The 18,702-nt window shown below is 69.9% G+C and carries 2 protein-coding genes; one reads left to right on the top strand and one right to left on the bottom strand.

The genetic code is table 11. From position 1 onward, the window contains the following. The first annotated feature begins 373 nt into the window (after positions 1 to 373). Complete coding sequence (locus tag OG966_RS30715) at positions 374 to 17,251, top strand: SDR family NAD(P)-dependent oxidoreductase (RefSeq protein WP_326653216.1); 16,878 nt, start codon at positions 374 to 376, stop codon at positions 17,249 to 17,251. Positions 17,252 to 17,557: 306 nt separating this feature from the next. On the opposite strand, the gene thiO is transcribed toward OG966_RS30715, so the two are convergent. Further along, complete coding sequence (thiO, locus tag OG966_RS30710) at positions 17,558 to 18,676, bottom strand: glycine oxidase ThiO (protein ID WP_326653215.1); 1,119 nt, start codon at positions 18,674 to 18,676, stop codon at positions 17,558 to 17,560. Between the last annotated feature and the right edge of the window lie 26 nt (positions 18,677 to 18,702).

The following is an 18,702-nucleotide window of genomic DNA, read 5'->3' as shown; positions in this document are numbered from 1 at the left end:
ACCTACGCGCGTCACACGGCCGCACAGAAGCACCGCAGGCACGAGTTCCTAGGCGATCACAGAGTCCCTTCACGCTCGGTGTTCACCAGCGCGGTTCGTGCCCGCGGTACGTCCCCGCGCAACGGCCCGGACACCGCCTGTCCCACCCGTCCGGGCCGCGGCCGCACCCCACTGATCGGCGCGTCCGCACTCGAAGTCACCGGTGGCGTGTCTAGGGGTGCCTACGGGTGGTGACGTTCACGGCACATCCACCATGATCGAGCTGCACTCGGCACAACACTCTCCTATCGGGCAGGGCGGTCCGAGAGCGCCGTGTTCCGCAGGCGCCAGGTCCCGCCGGCCAGAACTCGCCACAGGAAGGCCGCCAGGCGCCATGGAGTCAGAGCACACGCACGCCGCGCAGTCCGCACCGGTCGACATCGCCATCATCGGCATGGCGTGCCGCTTCCCAGGCGCCCCTGACCTCGCCTCCTTCTGGAGGCTCCTCAGCGCCGGCGAGAGCGCGGTCGGCCCACTGCCGGCCGACCGCGCAGAGCTGGCCGGCGCCACGGACCCGGCCGCACAGGTGGACGGTCCCCTGGCCTTCGGCGGCTTCCTCGAGTCCGTCGACGCGTTCGACCCGGCCTTCTTCGGCATCTCGCCGAAGGAGGCCGTCACCATGGATCCGCAGCAGCGGCTGGTGCTGGAGCTCAGCTGGGAAGTGCTGGAGGACGCCGCCGTACGCCCGTCCGGCCTGCGTGACAGCTCGACGGGCGTCTTCATCGGCTCGTTCTCCGACGACTTCGGAGCCATCGTGCACCGGGTCGCGCCCGAGGCGGTCAGCCACCACACCCTGGCCGGCACCCGCCGCGGGCTGATAGCCAACCGGGTGTCTTACGCGCTGGGTCTGCAGGGCCCGAGCATGGTCGTCGACGCGGCCCAGGCGTCGTCCCTCGTGGCTGTCCAGCTCGCCTGCGAGAGCCTGCGCGGCGGCGGAGCCTCGCTGGCCATCGCGGGAGGCGTGAACCTACTGCTCGACCCGGCGGCGGCCGCGGCGGTCGAGAGCTTCGGCGGGCTGTCGCCGGACGGCCGGTGCTACACCTTCGACGCCCGCGCCAACGGCTTCGTCCGGGGCGAGGGCGGTGGCGTGGTGCTGCTCAAGCGGCTGCCGGACGCGCTCGCCGACGGGGACCGCGTCCACGCCGTGATCCGCGGCGGCGCGGTGAACAACGACGGCGCGACGGACGGGCTGACGGTCCCCAGCACCGACGCCCAGACCGCTCTGCTGCGGCGCGCGTACGCGACAGCCGCAGTGGCGGCCGACGAGGTGCAGTACGTCGAGCTGCACGGCACGGGCACGCGCGTCGGCGACCCGATCGAGGCGACCGCCCTGGGTACGGCCTTGGCCCCGGCGTCACGCCGGGGAGCGCTGCGCGTCGGCTCGGCCAAGACCAACATCGGGCACCTGGAGGGTGCCGCCGGCATCGCCGGGCTGATCAAGACTGCGCTGAGCATCCGGCACAGGCGGCTGCCGGCCAGCCTCAACTTCGAGACGGCGAACCCGGCGATCGACCTGGACGCGCTCGGCCTGCGGGTACAGCAGTCGCTCACTCCCTGGCCGACACCGGACAGGGAGCTGATCGCCGGTGTGAGCTCGTTCGGCATGGGCGGGACCAACTGCCACCTGGTGCTGAGTGATGCGCCGGCGCCCGCTCCCCGTGACGAGACGCCGGTCTCCCGTCTGCTGCCGTTCCCGCTGTCGGGCCGGACCGAGACCGCGCTGCGCGCCCAGGCCGGCCGACTGCACGCCGCACTGGAGTCCGACGACCTCAGCCCGACGGACATCGCCTTCTCGCTGGCGACCACCCGCGAGAGCTACGAACACCGGGCCGTCGTGCTCGCCGCGGACCGCGAGGCACTGCGGGACGGGCTCGACGCGGTGGCCGATGGCGTACGTCCGGCAGGTCTCCCCGTCCCGTCCGAACTGCGCGCCCTCGTGGACCGGTTCGAGCAGGGCGAGGCCGTCGACTGGGCGCCGGCCTTCGCCGGGCTGTTCCCGGCCCGCGTCGCCCTGCCGGGCTACGCGTTCGACCGCGGCCGGTACTGGCCGGGCACCGCGCCGACCGGTCCCGTGGCTGCCGCCGCGACGGCCGCACTGCCGGCGACGCGACCGTCGGCCGACCGTCGCGACCTGCTCGACACGGTGCGCCGTGCGGCCGCGCAGCTGCTCGGTCATGCCCGCGCCGAGGACGTCGCCGCCGACCGCACCTTCCGTACCCTCGGGCTCGACTCACTCGGGGCAGTGGGACTGCGCGACGCACTGGAGGCGGAGACCGGCATCGCGCTGCCCAGCACCGTGCTCTACGACCACCCGACGCCGACCGCGCTCGCCCGGCATCTGGCCGAGGTGCGCTCCGGCGGCACGGCGGCCGTCGCGACGGTGGGTCCGCGGGACGTGGAGGACGACCCGATCGTGGTCGTCTCCATGGCCTGCCGCTACCCCGGCGGCGTCAACAGCCCCGAAGACCTCTGGCACCTGGTCGCCGAAGGCACCGACGCAGTCACCGGATTCCCCACCGACCGCGGCTGGGACCCCGACAGCCTCTACCACCCCGACCCCGACCACCTCGGCACCTCCACCACCCGCCACGGCGGCTTCCTCCACACCGCCGCCGAATTCGACCCCGCCTACTACGGCATCAGCCCCCGCGAAGCACTCGCCATCGACCCCCAACAACGACTCCTCCTCGAACTCACCACCGAAGCCTTCGAACGCGCCGGCATCGACCCCACCACCCTCCACGGCACCCACACCGGCGTCTTCGTGGGGGCCACCGGGCTGGACTACGGGCCGCGGCTCGCCGACGCTCCGGCGGACACGGCCGGCTACCTGCTCACCGGCGTTACGCCGAGCGTCATCTCGGGAAGGGTGGCCTATACATTCGGCCTGGCCGGTCCCGCGGTCACGATCGACACCGCCTGTTCCTCCAGCCTCGTCGCCCTGCACCAGGCGGCCCAGGCCCTCCGCACCGGCGAATGCGATCTCGTCCTCGCCGGCGGCGTCACCATCATGTCAACACCGGGCATGTTCGTGGAGTTCAGCCGTCAGCGTGCGCTGTCCGCCGACGGCCGCTGCAAAGCCTTCTCCGCCGACGCCGACGGCACCGGCTGGGCCGAAGGCGCCGGACTCCTCCTCCTCGAACGCCTCTCCGACGCCCAACGCCACCACCACCCCATCCACGCCATCATCCGCGGCAGCGCCATCAACCAGGACGGCGCCTCCAACGGCCTCACCGCCCCCAACGGCCCCGCACAACAACGCGTCATCACCCAAGCACTCGCCAACGCCCACCTCACCCCCCACGACATCGACGCCATCGAAGCCCACGGCACCGGCACCACCCTCGGCGACCCCATCGAAGCCCAATCCCTCCACCACGCCTACGCACCCCACCGCCCCACCAACCACCCCCTATGGCTCGGCAGCCTCAAAACCAACATCGGCCACACCCAAGCCGCCGCAGGCGTCGGCGGCATCATCAAAATGATCCAAGCCCTCCACCACCAACAACTCCCCCCCACCCTCCACAGCACCAACCCCACCCCCCACATCGACTGGAACACCACCCCCCTCACCCTCCTCAACCAACCCCAACCCTGGCCCACCACCCACACACCCCGCCGCGCCGCCATCTCCAGCTTCGGCATCAGCGGCACCAACGCCCACGTCATCATCGAAGAACCACCTGCCCCGAGCGGGAAGCTCGCGGTCCTGTTCGCCGGACAGGGCTCCCAGTACCCCGGCATGGGACGCGAACTCGCCACCACACACCCACGCTTCGACCAACTACTGCGCGAAATCGCCGCACACTTCGACACCCACCTCGAACACCCCCTGCTCGACATCATGTGGGCCGAGCCCGACACCCCCCACGCCGACCTCCTCAACGACACCCTCTACACCCAGCCCGCCCTCTTCACCCTCGAAACCGCCCTCATCACCTACCTCCAGGAACGCGGACTCACCCCCGACTACCTCATGGGCCACTCCATCGGAGAAATCACCGCAGCCCACACCGCCGGCATCCTCACCCTCACCGACGCCTGCACCCTCGTCACCACCCGCGCCCGCCTCATGCACCAACTCCCCCACAACACCGGCATGCTCACCGTCACCGCCCCCGCCCACCAACTCCACGACCTCCTCACCCACCACCCCGACATCGACATCGCCGCCCACAACTCACCCCGCCACACCACCCTCGCCGGAACCCACCACGCCCTCACCCACCTCACCCACGACCTCACCACCCACCACATCCCCCACCACACCCTCCCCGTCTCCGCCGCCTTCCACTCCCGCCACCTCGACCCCCTCCTCAACCAACTCACCACCACCGCCCACACCCTCACCCACCAACCACCCATCACCCCCCTCATCACCAACACCACCGGACAACTCGCCACCACCCAACAACTCACCAACCCCACCCACTGGGCCACCCAAGCCCGCACCCCCGTCCACTACCACCAAGGCATCACCACCCTCACCCAACTCGGCGTCACCACCTACCTCGAAATCGGCCCCGACACCACCCTCACCCACCTCACCCACACCACCCTCGAAACACTCAACAACAACGACAACAGCGAAAACTTCGGCAGCGACGCCGAGAACCCAGACACCCGCGAGACCATCACCGTCATCCCCACCCAGAACCCCCGCACCGACCAGACCGAAACATTCACCACCGCGCTGGAAGCGGTGGGTGGTTTGGTTGGGGGGCGGGTGAGTTGGGTGTTGTCGGCGCGTGATGAGGGGGCGCTGGGCCGCGCGGCGGGCCGTCTGGCCGAGCACGCCGGTGACCGTCCCGGACTGAGCGCCGTGGCCATCGCCGACGCACTGGCCCGCCGCGAGACCCACCCCCACCGCGCCGTCCTCCAGGCCGGCACCCGCGAAGACCTGATCACCCAGGCCACCGCACTGGCCACCGGCCACAGCCACCCCGCCACAACCACCGGAACACCCGCCCCGAGCGGGAAACTCGCGGTCCTGTTCGCCGGACAGGGCTCCCAGTACCCCGGCATGGGACGCGAACTCGCCACCACACACCCACGCTTCGACCAACTACTGCGCGAAATCGCCGCACACTTCGACACCCACCTCGAACACCCCCTGCTCGACATCATGTGGGCCGAGCCCGACACCCCCCACGCCGACCTCCTCAACGACACCCTCTACACCCAGCCCGCCCTCTTCACCCTCGAAACCGCCCTCATCACCTACCTCCAGGAACGCGGACTCACCCCCGACTACCTCATGGGCCACTCCATCGGAGAAATCACCGCAGCCCACACCGCCGGCATCCTCACCCTCACCGACGCCTGCACCCTCGTCACCACCCGCGCCCGCCTCATGCACCAACTCCCCCACAACACCGGCATGCTCACCGTCACCGCCCCCGCCCACCAACTCCACGACCTCCTCACCCACCACCCCGACATCGACATCGCCGCCCACAACTCACCCCGCCACACCACCCTCGCCGGAACCCACCACGCCCTCACCCACCTCACCCACGACCTCACCACCCACCACATCCCCCACCACACCCTCCCCGTCTCCGCCGCCTTCCACTCCCGCCACCTCGACCCCCTCCTCAACCAACTCACCACCACCGCCCACACCCTCACCCACCAACCACCCACCACCCCCCTCATCACCAACACCACCGGACAACTCGCCACCACCCAACAACTCACCAACCCCACCCACTGGGCCACCCAAGCCCGCACCCCCGTCCACTACCACCAAGGCATCACCACCCTCACCCAACTCGGCGTCACCACCTACCTCGAAATCGGCCCCGACACCACCCTCACCCACCTCACCCACACCACCCTCGAAACACTCAACAACAACGACAACAGCGACGCCCTCGACAACACCAAGAGCAAGAGCGGAAACCCCAACCGCCGCGAGACCATCACCGTCATCCCCACCCAGAACCCCCGCACCGACCAGACCGAAACATTCACCACCGCCCTCGCCACCCTCCACACCACCACCCCCACCGGACTCACCTGGCCCACCACACCCACACCCCCCGCAGACCTGCCCACCTACCCCTTCACCCGCAACCACTACTGGCTCACACCAGAACCCCGCACCGATGCGGTGCAGATAGGCCTGGGCCCCGCCGATCACCCACTGCTGGCCGCGGGCAGTGAACTCCCCGACGGCTCCTACCTGTTCACCACCACCCTCACCACTGCCGCACACCCCTGGCTCAACGACCACACCATCGCCGGCACCACCCTCCTCCCCGGCACCGCACTCCTCGAACTCGCCCTCCACGCAGGCGACCTGGTCGATCACCCGCACGTCGCCGAGCTGACCCTCCACTCCCCCATCACCCTCCCGGCCCAGCTGCAGATCACCGTCGAAACCGCAGACCAGGACCAACGGCACTTCACCATCCACACCCGCACACTCAGCCCCGACGACGACCGCACCTGGACCCTGCGCGCAAGCGGCACCCTCACAAACGCCCAGCCCGCCGACCTGCCCGGCCCCCTCCACTGGCCCGCCGACGGCCTCGGCCACCCCGCCGACCTCGACAGCTTCTACGACGAACTGGCCGACCACGGCTACCAGTACGGGCCCGCCTTCCGCGGCGTCCAGGCCCTCTGGCCCGACACCACCCACCCCGCCACCGGCTGGTCCCACATCCAACTGCCCAGCCAGTACGAACCCACCGGCTACACCCTCCACCCCGCCCTGCTCGACGCCGCCCTGCACCCCCTGGTCGCACCCACCGGCACCGACACCCCACTCCGCCTGCCCTTCACCTTCACCGACGTCACCACCCACCCCACACCCGGCCCCATCACCTCCCTACGCGTCCACACCACCACCCACACCGACACACCCGACACCATCACCCTGCACGCCTACACCGACGACGGCACCCCCGCCCTCACCATCACCGGCCTCACCCTCGCAACCGCAGACCCCCACGCCCTCGCAACACCCACACCCATATCCCAAATCCAATGGACCCCGACCCCACTCAACCCGGTCGCACCCGCCGACCACGCGCAGGCCGACGACAGCACACCAGCCATGCCGACAGGCTGGGTGCAACTCGGCGACGGCATCCCGATCCCCGGGATCTCGGCCCACTACCCGGACCTGACGGCCCTGCTGGCGGACATCACCCCCGAAACCCCCGCACCCACCACCGTCCTCTACCGCCCCCCAGCCCCCCACAGCAACAGCAACAGCAACAGCAACAGCAACAGCGACAGCAACGTCATTGAAACCACCCACACCCTGGTACTGACCGTCCTGAACACCCTCCAGACATGGCTGGCCGAACCCGCACTCACCAACAGCCGCCTGACAGTCCTCACCACCGGCGCCACCACCACCAACGGCGAACCCATCAACCTGCCCCAGTCAGCCCTGACCGGACTCCTGCGCACCGCACACTCCGAAAACCCCACAGCCATCACCCACGCCGACCTCCCCACCACCAGCCTCACCACCGCCGACACCACCGCCCTCACCACCGCACTCACCGCCGAACTCCCCGAATTCGCCATCCGCGCCGGCACCGTACTCACCCCCCAACTCACCCGCCACACCACCCAAACCCCCACCCCCACCAACTTCACCAACGGCACCGTCCTCATCACCGGCGGGACGGGTGGGCTCGGTGCGATGCTCGCCCGGCATCTGGTCCGCCACCGGGACGTCAGGCATCTGCTGCTCGTCAGCCGCCGCGGCCCGGACGCGGACGGCGCCGGCGCACTCGTCGCGGAACTCCAGGAACTCGGCGCCACCGTCGATACCGCGGCCGCCGACGTCGGCGACCGTACGGCCCTGGCCGGCGTCCTCGCCGACATCCCCGCGGCGCACCCGCTCACCGCCGTCTTCCACCTCGCCGGCATCCTCGACGACGGCCTGGTGACAGCGCTGGACACGGACCGCACGACACGCGTCCTGCGACCCAAGGCCGACGCCGCATGGCACCTGCACGAACTCACCCAGGACCTGCCCCTGGTGGCGTTTGTTGTCTACTCGTCGGTGGCTGGTCTGCTGGGTTCGCCGGGACAGGCCAACTACGCGGCCGGGAACACCTTCCTCGACGGACTCGCCCACCACCGCCACGCACAGGGCCTTCCCGCCACCTCCCTGGCCTGGGGGCTCTGGGCCGACGGAATGGGCTCCGCCCTCAGCACCTCCGAAACCGCCCGCTGGACCGCCACCGGCATGACCCCACTGACCACCACCGAAGGCACCGCCCTGCTCGACGCCGCACTCGACCTCCCCGTCCCCCTGCTCGCACCCACCCGCTGGGACCGCACCACCCTGACCACACTCGCCAACAACGGCGAACTCCCACCCCTCCTCCACCGCCTGGCCACCACCCCCCAACACCAACGCGCCACCCGAAACACCAACACCACCAACACAGCCACCAGCTGGCAACAACAAATGGCCGCCCTCTCCCCAGCAGAACGCACCACCGCCGTCCGCGACCTGGTAGCCCACGTCTGCGCCACCGTCCTGCACACCCAACCCGGCACCCTCACCACCGACCAAGCCTTCAAACAACTCGGCTTCGACTCCCTCACCGCAGTCGAACTACGCAACCGCCTCAACCGCGAAACCGGACTACGCCTGCCCTCCACACTCATCTTCGACCACCCCACCCCCGCCGCACTCGCCACCCACATCACCGACCAGATCACCCCCACCCACACCCCCGACCACACCCCACTACCCGCACACACCACCACCCGCCCGGACGACGACCCGATCGTCATCGTCTCCATGGCCTGCCGCTACCCCGGCGGCGTCAACAGCCCCGAAGACCTCTGGCACCTGGTCGCCGAAGGCACCGACGCAGTCACCGGATTCCCCACCGACCGCGGCTGGGACCCCGACAGCCTCTACCACCCCGACCCCGACCACCTCGGCACCTCCACCACCCGCCACGGCGGCTTCCTCCACACCGCCGCCGAATTCGACCCCGCCTACTACGGCATCAGCCCCCGCGAAGCACTCGCCATCGACCCCCAACAACGACTCCTCCTCGAACTCACCACCGAAGCCTTCGAACGCGCCGGCATCGACCCCACCACCCTCCACGGCACCCACACCGGCGTCTTCACCGGAGTCATGTACGACGACTACGGCTCCCGCCTCCACCCCGCCCCCGCCGGCTTCGAGGGCTACATCAGCAACGGCTCCATGCCCAGCGTCGCCTCCGGCCGCATCGCCTACACCTTCGGCCTCCAAGGCCCCGCCATCACCATCGACACCGCCTGCTCCTCCAGCCTCGTCGCCCTCCACCAGGCGGCCCAGGCCCTCCGCACCGGCGAATGCGACCTCGTCCTCGCCGGCGGCGTCACCATCATGTCCACCCCCTCCACCTTCATCGAATTCAGCCGCCAACGCGCACTCTCCCCCGACGGCCGCTGCAAAGCCTTCTCCGCCGACGCCGACGGCACCGGCTGGGCCGAAGGCGCCGGACTCCTCCTCCTCGAACGCCTCTCCGACGCCCAACGCCACCACCACCCCATCCACGCCATCATCCGCGGCAGCGCCATCAACCAGGACGGCGCCTCCAACGGCCTCACCGCCCCCAACGGCCCCGCACAACAACGCGTCATCACCCAAGCACTCGCCAACGCCCACCTCACCCCCCACGACATCGACGCCATCGAAGCCCACGGCACCGGCACCACCCTCGGCGACCCCATCGAAGCCCAATCCCTCCACCACGCCTACGCACCCCACCGCCCCACCAACCACCCCCTATGGCTCGGCAGCCTCAAAACCAACATCGGCCACACCCAAGCCGCCGCAGGCGTCGGCGGCATCATCAAAATGATCCAAGCCCTCCACCACCAACAACTCCCCCCCACCCTCCACAGCACCAACCCCACCCCCCACATCGACTGGAACACCACCCCCCTCACCCTCCTCAACCAACCCCAACCCTGGCCCACCACCCACACACCCCGCCGCGCCGCCATCTCCAGCTTCGGCATCAGCGGCACCAACGCCCACGTCATCATCGAAGAACCACCCACCGAACAAACCGAAGCGTCCTCCTCCACACCGGAGGCCAACGACGGCACTCCCGGCCAGGCCGCACAGGAAGGTGGTTTGGTTGGGGGGCGGGTGAGTTGGGTGTTGTCGGCGCGTGATGAGGGGGCGCTGGGCCGGGCGGCGGGCCGTCTGGCCGAGCACGCCGGTGACCGTCCCGGACTGAGCGCCGTGGCCATCGCCGACGCACTGGCCCGCCGCGAGACCCACCCCCACCGCGCCGTCCTCCAGGCCAACACCCGCGAAGACCTGATCACCCAGGCCACCGCACTGGCCACCGGCCACAGCCACCCCGCCACAACCACCGGAACACCCGCCCCGAGCGGGAAGCTCGCGGTCCTGTTCGCCGGACAGGGCTCCCAGTACCCCGGCATGGGACGCGAACTCGCCACCACACACCCACGCTTCGACCAACTACTGCGCGAAATCGCCGCACACTTCGACACCCACCTCGAACACCCCCTGCTCGACATCATGTGGGCCGAGCCCGACACCCCCCACGCCGACCTCCTCAACGACACCCTCTACACCCAGCCCGCCCTCTTCACCCTCGAAACCGCCCTCATCACCTACCTCCAAGAACGCGGACTCACCCCCGACTACCTCATGGGCCACTCCATCGGAGAAATCACCGCAGCCCACACCGCCGGCATCCTCACCCTCACCGACGCCTGCACCCTCGTCACCACCCGCGCCCGCCTCATGCACCAACTCCCCCACAACACCGGCATGCTCACCGTCACCGCCCCCGCCCACCAACTCCACGACCTCCTCACCCACCACCCCGACATCGACATCGCCGCCCACAACTCACCCCGCCACACCACCCTCGCCGGAACCCACCACGCCCTCACCCACCTCACCCACGACCTCACCACCCACCACATCCCCCACCACACCCTCCCCGTCTCCGCCGCCTTCCACTCCCGCCACCTCGACCCCCTCCTCAACCAACTCACCACCACCGCCCACACCCTCACCCACCAACCACCCACCACCCCCCTCATCACCAACACCACCGGACAACTCGCCACCACCCAACAACTCACCAACCCCACCCACTGGGCCACCCAAGCCCGCACCCCCGTCCACTACCACCAAGGCATCACCACCCTCACCCAACTCGGCGTCACCACCTACCTCGAAATCGGCCCCGACACCACCCTCACCCACCTCACCCACACCACCCTCGAAACACTCAACAACAACGACAACAGCGACGCCCTCGACAACACCAAGAGCAAGAGCGGAAACCCCAACCGCCGCGAGACCATCACCGTCATCCCCACCCAGAACCCCCGCACCGACCAGACCGAAACATTCACCACCGCCCTCGCCACCCTCCACACCACCACCCCCACCGGACTCACCTGGCCCACCACACCCACACCCCCCGCAGACCTGCCCACCTACCCCTTCACCCGCAACCACTACTGGCTCACACCAGAACCCCGCACCGATGCGGTGCAGATAGGCCTGGGCCCCGCCGATCACCCACTGCTGGCCGCGGGCAGTGAACTCCCCGACGGCTCCTACCTGTTCACCACCACCCTCACCACTGCCGCACACCCCTGGCTCAACGACCACACCATCGCCGGCACCACCCTCCTCCCCGGCACCGCACTCCTCGAACTCGCCCTCCACGCAGGCGACCTGGTCGATCACCCGCACGTCGCCGAGCTGACCCTCCACTCCCCCATCACCCTCCCGGCCCAGCTGCAGATCACCGTCGAAACCGCAGACCAGGACCAACGGCACTTCACCATCCACACCCGCACACTCAGCCCCGACGACGACCGCACCTGGACCCTGCGCGCAAGCGGCACCCTCACAAACGCCCAGCCCGCCGACCTGCCCGGCCCCCTCCACTGGCCCGCCGACGGCCTCGGCCACCCCGCCGACCTCGACAGCTTCTACGACGAACTGGCCGACCACGGCTACCAGTACGGGCCCGCCTTCCGCGGCGTCCAGGCCCACTGGCCCGACACCACCCACCCCACCACCGGCTGGTCCCACATCCAACTGCCCAGCCAGTACGAACCCACCGGATACACCCTCCACCCCGCCCTGCTCGACGCCGCCCTGCACCCCCTGGTCGCACCCACCGGCACCGACACCCCACTCCGCCTGCCCTACACCTTCACCAACGTCACCACCCACCCCACACCCGGACCCATCACCTCCCTACGCGTCCACACCACCACCCACACCGACACACCCGACACCATCACCCTCCACGCCTACACCGACGACGGCACCCCCGCCCTCACCATCACCAGCCTCACCCTCGCAACCGCAGACCCCCACGCCCTCGCAACACCCACACCCATATCCCAAATCCAATGGACCCCGACCCCACTCAACCCGGTCGCACCCGCCGACCACGCGCAGGCCGACGACAGCACACCAGCCATGCCGACAGGCTGGGTGCAACTCGGCGACGGCATCCCGATCCCCGGGATCTCGGCCCACTACCCGGACCTGACGGCCCTGCTGGCGGACATCACCCCCGAAACCCCCGCACCCACCACCGTCCTCTACCGCCCCCCAGCCCCCCACAGCAACAGCAACAGCAACAGCAACAGCAACAGCAACGTCATTGAAACCACCCACACCCTGGTACTGACCGTCCTGAACACCCTCCAGGCATGGCTGGCAGAACCCGCACTCACCGACAGCCGCCTGACAGTCCTCACCACCGGCGCCACCACCACCAACGGCGAACCCATCAACCTGCCCCAGTCAGCCCTGACCGGACTCCTGCGCACCGCACACTCCGAAAACCCCACAGCCATCACCCACGCCGACCTCCCCACCACCAGCCTCACCACCGCCGACACCACCGCCCTCACCACCGCACTCACCGCCGAACTCCCCGAATTCGCCATCCGCGCCGGCACCGTACTCACCCCCCAACTCACCCGCCACACCACCCAAACCCCCACCCCCACCAACTTCACCAACGGCACCGTCCTCATCACCGGCGGCACTGGAGCACTTGGCGCCGTCACCGCCCGCCTGCTGGCCACGCGATCCGACATCGGCCGTCTCGTGCTGGTCTCACGACGCGGCCCCGACGCCCCTGGCGCCCAGACGCTCGCCGCCGAACTCACGACCGCCGGCACCCCCACCACCGTCGTCGCCTGCGACGTCACCAACCCCCAAGCCGTCCGCGACCTCATCGACGACACCGCGGCCACCGGCCCCCTCACCGGCGTCATCCACACTGCCGGCATCGTCGCCGACGCCACCCTCACCACCCTCCAGCCCGAACAGGTCACACCCGTCCTGACCGCGAAGGTCGACGCCGCCTGGACTCTCCACCAAGCCACTCTCGAACAACCCCTGGTGGCGTTTGTTGTCTACTCGTCGGTGGCTGGTCTGCTGGGTTCGCCGGGACAGGCCAACTACGCGGCCGGGAACACCTTCCTCGACGGACTCGCCCACCACCGCCACGCACAGGGCCTTCCCGCCACCTCCCTGGCCTGGGGGCTCTGGGCCGACGGAATGGGCTCCGCCCTCAGCACCTCCGAAACCGCCCGCTGGACCGCCACCGGCATGACCCCACTGACCACCACCGAAGGCACCGCCCTGCTCGACGCCGCACTCGACCTCCCCGTCCCCCTGCTCGCACCCACCCGCTGGGACCGCACCACCCTGACCACACTCGCCAACAACGGCGAACTCCCACCCCTCCTCCACCGCCTGGCCACCACCCCCCAACACCAACGCGCCACCCGAAACACCAACACCACCAACACAGCCACCAGCTGGCAACAACAAATGGCCGCCCTCTCCCCAGCAGAACGCACCACCGCCGTCCGCGACCTGGTAGCCCACGTCTGCGCCACCGTCCTGCACACCCAACCCGGCACCCTCACCACCGACCAAGCCTTCAAACAACTCGGCTTCGACTCCCTCACCGCAGTCGAACTACGCAACCGCCTCAACCGCGAAACCGGACTACGCCTGCCCTCCACACTCATCTTCGACCACCCCACCCCCGCCGCACTCGCCACCCACATCACCGACCAGATCACCCCCACCCACACCCCCGACCACACCCCACTACCCGCACACACCACCACCCGCCCGGACGACGACCCGATCGTCATCGTCTCCATGGCCTGCCGCTACCCCGGCGGCGTCAACAGCCCCGAAGACCTCTGGCACCTGGTCGCCGAAGGCACCGACGCAGTCACCGGATTCCCCACCGACCGCGGCTGGGACCCCGACAGCCTCTACCACCCCGACCCCGACCACCTCGGCACCTCCACCACCCGCCACGGCGGCTTCCTCCACACCGCCGCCGAATTCGACCCCGCCTACTACGGCATCAGCCCCCGCGAAGCACTCGCCATCGACCCCCAACAACGACTCCTCCTCGAACTCACCACCGAAGCCTTCGAACGCGCCGGCATCGACCCCACCACCCTCCACGGCACCCACACCGGCGTCTTCACCGGAGTCATGTACGACGACTACGGCTCCCGCCTCCACCCCGCCCCCGCCGGCTTCGAGGGCTACATCAGCAACGGCTCCATGCCCAGCGTCGCCTCCGGCCGCATCGCCTACACCTTCGGCCTCCAAGGCCCCGCCATCACCATCGACACCGCCTGCTCCTCCAGCCTCGTCGCCCTCCACCAGGCGGCCCAGGCCCTCCGCACCGGCGAATGCGACCTCGTCCTCGCCGGCGGCGTCACCATCATGTCCACCCCCTCCACCTTCATCGAATTCAGCCGCCAACGCGCACTCTCCCCCGACGGCCGCTGCAAAGCCTTCTCCGCCGACGCCGACGGCACCGGCTGGGCCGAAGGCGCCGGACTCCTCCTCCTCGAACGCCTCTCCGACGCCCAACGCCACCACCACCCCATCCACGCCATCATCCGCGGCAGCGCCATCAACCAGGACGGCGCCTCCAACGGCCTCACCGCCCCCAACGGCCCCGCACAACAACGCGTCATCACCCAAGCACTCGCCAACGCCCACCTCACCCCCCACGACATCGACGCCATCGAAGCCCACGGCACCGGCACCACCCTCGGCGACCCCATCGAAGCCCAATCCCTCCACCACGCCTACGCACCCCACCGCCCCACCAACCACCCCCTATGGCTCGGCAGCCTCAAAACCAACATCGGCCACACCCAAGCCGCCGCAGGCGTCGGCGGCATCATCAAAATGATCCAAGCCCTCCACCACCAACAACTCCCCCCCACCCTCCACAGCACCAACCCCACCCCCCACATCGACTGGAACACCACCCCCCTCACCCTCCTCAACCAACCCCAACCCTGGCCCACCACCCACACACCCCGCCGCGCCGCCATCTCCAGCTTCGGCATCAGCGGCACCAACGCCCACGTCATCATCGAAGAACCACCCACAGCCCCCGCCCGCCTCGTGTCCGACGAGACGGACACCGAGGACATGACCTGGGTGTTGTCGGCGCGTGATGAGGGGGCGCTGGGCCGGGCGGCGGGCCGTCTGGCCGAGCACGCCGGTGACCGTCCCGGACTGAGCGCCGTGGCCATCGCCGACGCACTGGCCCGCCGCGAGACCCACCCCCACCGCGCCGTCCTCCAGGCCAACACCCGCGAAGACCTGATCACCCAGGCCACCGCACTGGCCACCGGCCACAGCCACCCCGCCACAACCACCGGAACACCCGCCCCGAGCGGGAAACTCGCCGTCCTGTTCGCCGGACAGGGCTCCCAGTACCCCGGCATGGGACGCGAACTCGCCACCACACACCCACGCTTCGACCAACTACTGCGCGAAATCGCCGCACACTTCGACACCCACCTCGAACACCCCCTGCTCGACATCATGTGGGCCGAGCCCGACACCCCCCACGCCGACCTCCTCAACGACACCCTCTACACCCAGCCCGCCCTCTTCACCCTCGAAACCGCCCTCATCACCTACCTCCAAGAACGCGGACTCACCCCCGACTACCTCATGGGCCACTCCATCGGAGAAATCACCGCAGCCCACACCGCCGGCATCCTCACCCTCACCGACGCCTGCACCCTCGTCACCACCCGCGCCCGCCTCATGCACCAACTCCCCCACAACACCGGCATGCTCACCGTCACCGCCCCCGCCCACCAACTCCACGACCTCCTCACCCACCACCCCGACATCGACATCGCCGCCCACAACTCACCCCGCCACACCACCCTCGCCGGAACCCACCACGCCCTCACCCACCTCACCCACGACCTCACCACCCACCACATCCCCCACCACACCCTCCCCGTCTCCGCCGCCTTCCACTCCCGCCACCTCGACCCCCTCCTCAACCAACTCACCACCACCGCCCACACCCTCACCCACCAACCACCCACCACCCCCCTCATCACCAACACCACCGGACAACTCGCCACCACCCAACAACTCACCAACCCCACCCACTGGGCCACCCAAGCCCGCACCCCCGTCCACTACCACCAAGGCATCACCACCCTCACCCAACTCGGCGTCACCACCTACCTCGAAATCGGCCCCGACACCACCCTCACCCACCTCACCCACACCACCCTCGAAACCGAAGACGGCACCCGCGAAACCATCACCGTCATCCCCACCCAGAACCCCCGCACCGACCAGACCGAAACATTCACCACCGCCCTCGCCACCCTCCACACCACCACCCCCACCGGACTCACCTGGCCCACCACCCCCACACCCCCCGCAGACCTGCCCACCTACCCCTTCACCCGCAACCACTACTGGCTCACACCAGAACCCCGCACCGAAGCCCATCACCTCGGCTTCGCCGCCACCGACCACCCACTCCTCGCCACCTCCACCGAACTCCCCGACGGCACCCACCTCCTCACCACCACCCTCACCACTGCCGCACACCCCTGGCTCAACGACCACACCATCGCCGGCACCACCCTCCTCCCCGGCACCGCACTCCTCGAACTCGCCCTCCACGCAGGCCGAAGGACGGGCTGCGAGGAGGTCGAGGAGCTGCTGTTCCAGGTGCCGGTGGCCCTGTCGGGAGATCGGGAGAAGGTGCTGCACCTCCTGGCCGGCCCGGTCGACGAGTCCGGCCGCCGGCCGATCACCATCTACAGCCGGGACGCGGACGAGCAGGCCTGGACCCGGAACGCCACCGGCACCCTCGCCGGCGTCTGAAACCGCGCGCGTTCCCCTGGCCGACGCTTCACGTCGGCCAGGGGAACGCGCGCGTTCGTGCGAGCCGGACGCGGCGGGACGCCGACGGTCGTCCTCCTCGGGCAGATGCCCCACGGCTGTGCCGGCACCCGAACCGACCGGGGCCCGGAAACGGCAAGACCCCCGCCCCGGACACAGCAAAACCCGACCCGGACACGGCAAGACCCCGGCCCGGACACGGCAAGACCCCGGCCGGGGCAGGGCACGACCCCGGCCGGGGCAGGGAAAGGCCCGGGCCCATGAGGACCCGGGCCGGAAGGTGGAGGGTCAGGCCGGCGCGGCGGCGAACCTGGCAGCGCTGAACGGGCGAGCGATCTGCGGCAGTTCACCCGTCATGACGGCCTCCGCCATCGCCTCGGCGGTGGCCGGTGTCAGCTGAATGCCGACCCGGTAGTGCCCGGTGGCCAGCAGCACGTCCTCCCGGGCCGTCACGCCGAGAATCGGCAGGCCGTCCGGTGATCCCGGCCGCAGCCCGGCGGCGGCGCCGACGAACCGCAGCCGCGCCGTGGAGGGCACGATCCGCCGTACCCGCTCGAGCAGGTCGGCGACGCCGTCCGCGAGCACCTGCTCGTCGTATCCGGCGTCCTCATAGGTGGCGCCGATGGCCAATTCGCCGTCGGCCCGTGGCGCGATGTACACCGAGCGGTCGCCGTAGCTCCCGCGGACGGTGTGGCCGACGACGGCCTCGCCGTGCAGCCGCACGACGTGGCCCTTATAGGGCCTGATCTCGGGGACCAGGCCCGCGGGCAGGCCCGGCAGCAGATGGGTCCAGGGTCCGGCGGCGAGGACGAGCCGGTCGCCGCGCAGGACCTCGCCGCCGCTGAGCCGGACCGCGGGGGTGGCGTCGTCGAGCATCACCTGCTCGGCCCGTTCCCGCACGACCTGTCCGCCGGCGTTGTGCAGCGCCGCGAGGAGGCCGCGGGTGAGCATGCGGGGGTCGATCGAACCGTCGGCGGGTGACAGCATGCCGACGTACGCCTCGGGGGCGAGGCGGGGTTCGAGCCGGCGGCAGTCGTCCGGTGACAGCATCCGGTAGTCGATGCCGAAGTCGTCGGCCATCTGGCGCAGCCGTTCGAGGCCCTGGGCGGCCTGCGCGTCGTAGGCGACGTCGAGGATGCCGTTGCGCAGGAAGCCGACGGACGTGCCGGCGGCCTGGGCGACCTCGGCGGCGAACGCCGGGTAGAGAGCGCGGGAGTGCAGGACCAGGCGGGCGAACTCGGGCCGGCCCAGCAACATGTCGCCGGACGGTGGCAGCAGTCCGGCGGCGACGCCGGATGCCTTGCCGCCCGGTTCCGGGTCGATGACGGTCACGTCGGTGCCGCGCTGCGCACAGCGCCAGCCGACCGCCAGTCCGATGACACCGCCGCCGATGACGATTACGCGCATGGGGTCCTCCGTCTGCTCCGCGGGTC

Source organism: Streptomyces sp. NBC_01750, assembly GCF_035918095.1.
Classification (GTDB): domain Bacteria; phylum Actinomycetota; class Actinomycetes; order Streptomycetales; family Streptomycetaceae; genus Streptomyces.
The sequence above is the reverse complement of the archived record's forward strand: the minus strand, read 5'-3'. Positions and strand labels throughout refer to the sequence as shown.

What these genes read in the sequence shown, in the direction of transcription:
- OG966_RS30715 (WP_326653216.1), top strand. Translation starts at nt 374, where the DNA reads ATGGAGTCAGAGCACACGCACGCCGCGCAGTCCGCACCGGTCGACATC.
- thiO (WP_326653215.1), bottom strand. Translation starts at nt 18,676, where the DNA reads ATGCGCGTAATCGTCATCGGCGGCGGTGTCATCGGACTGGCGGTCGGC.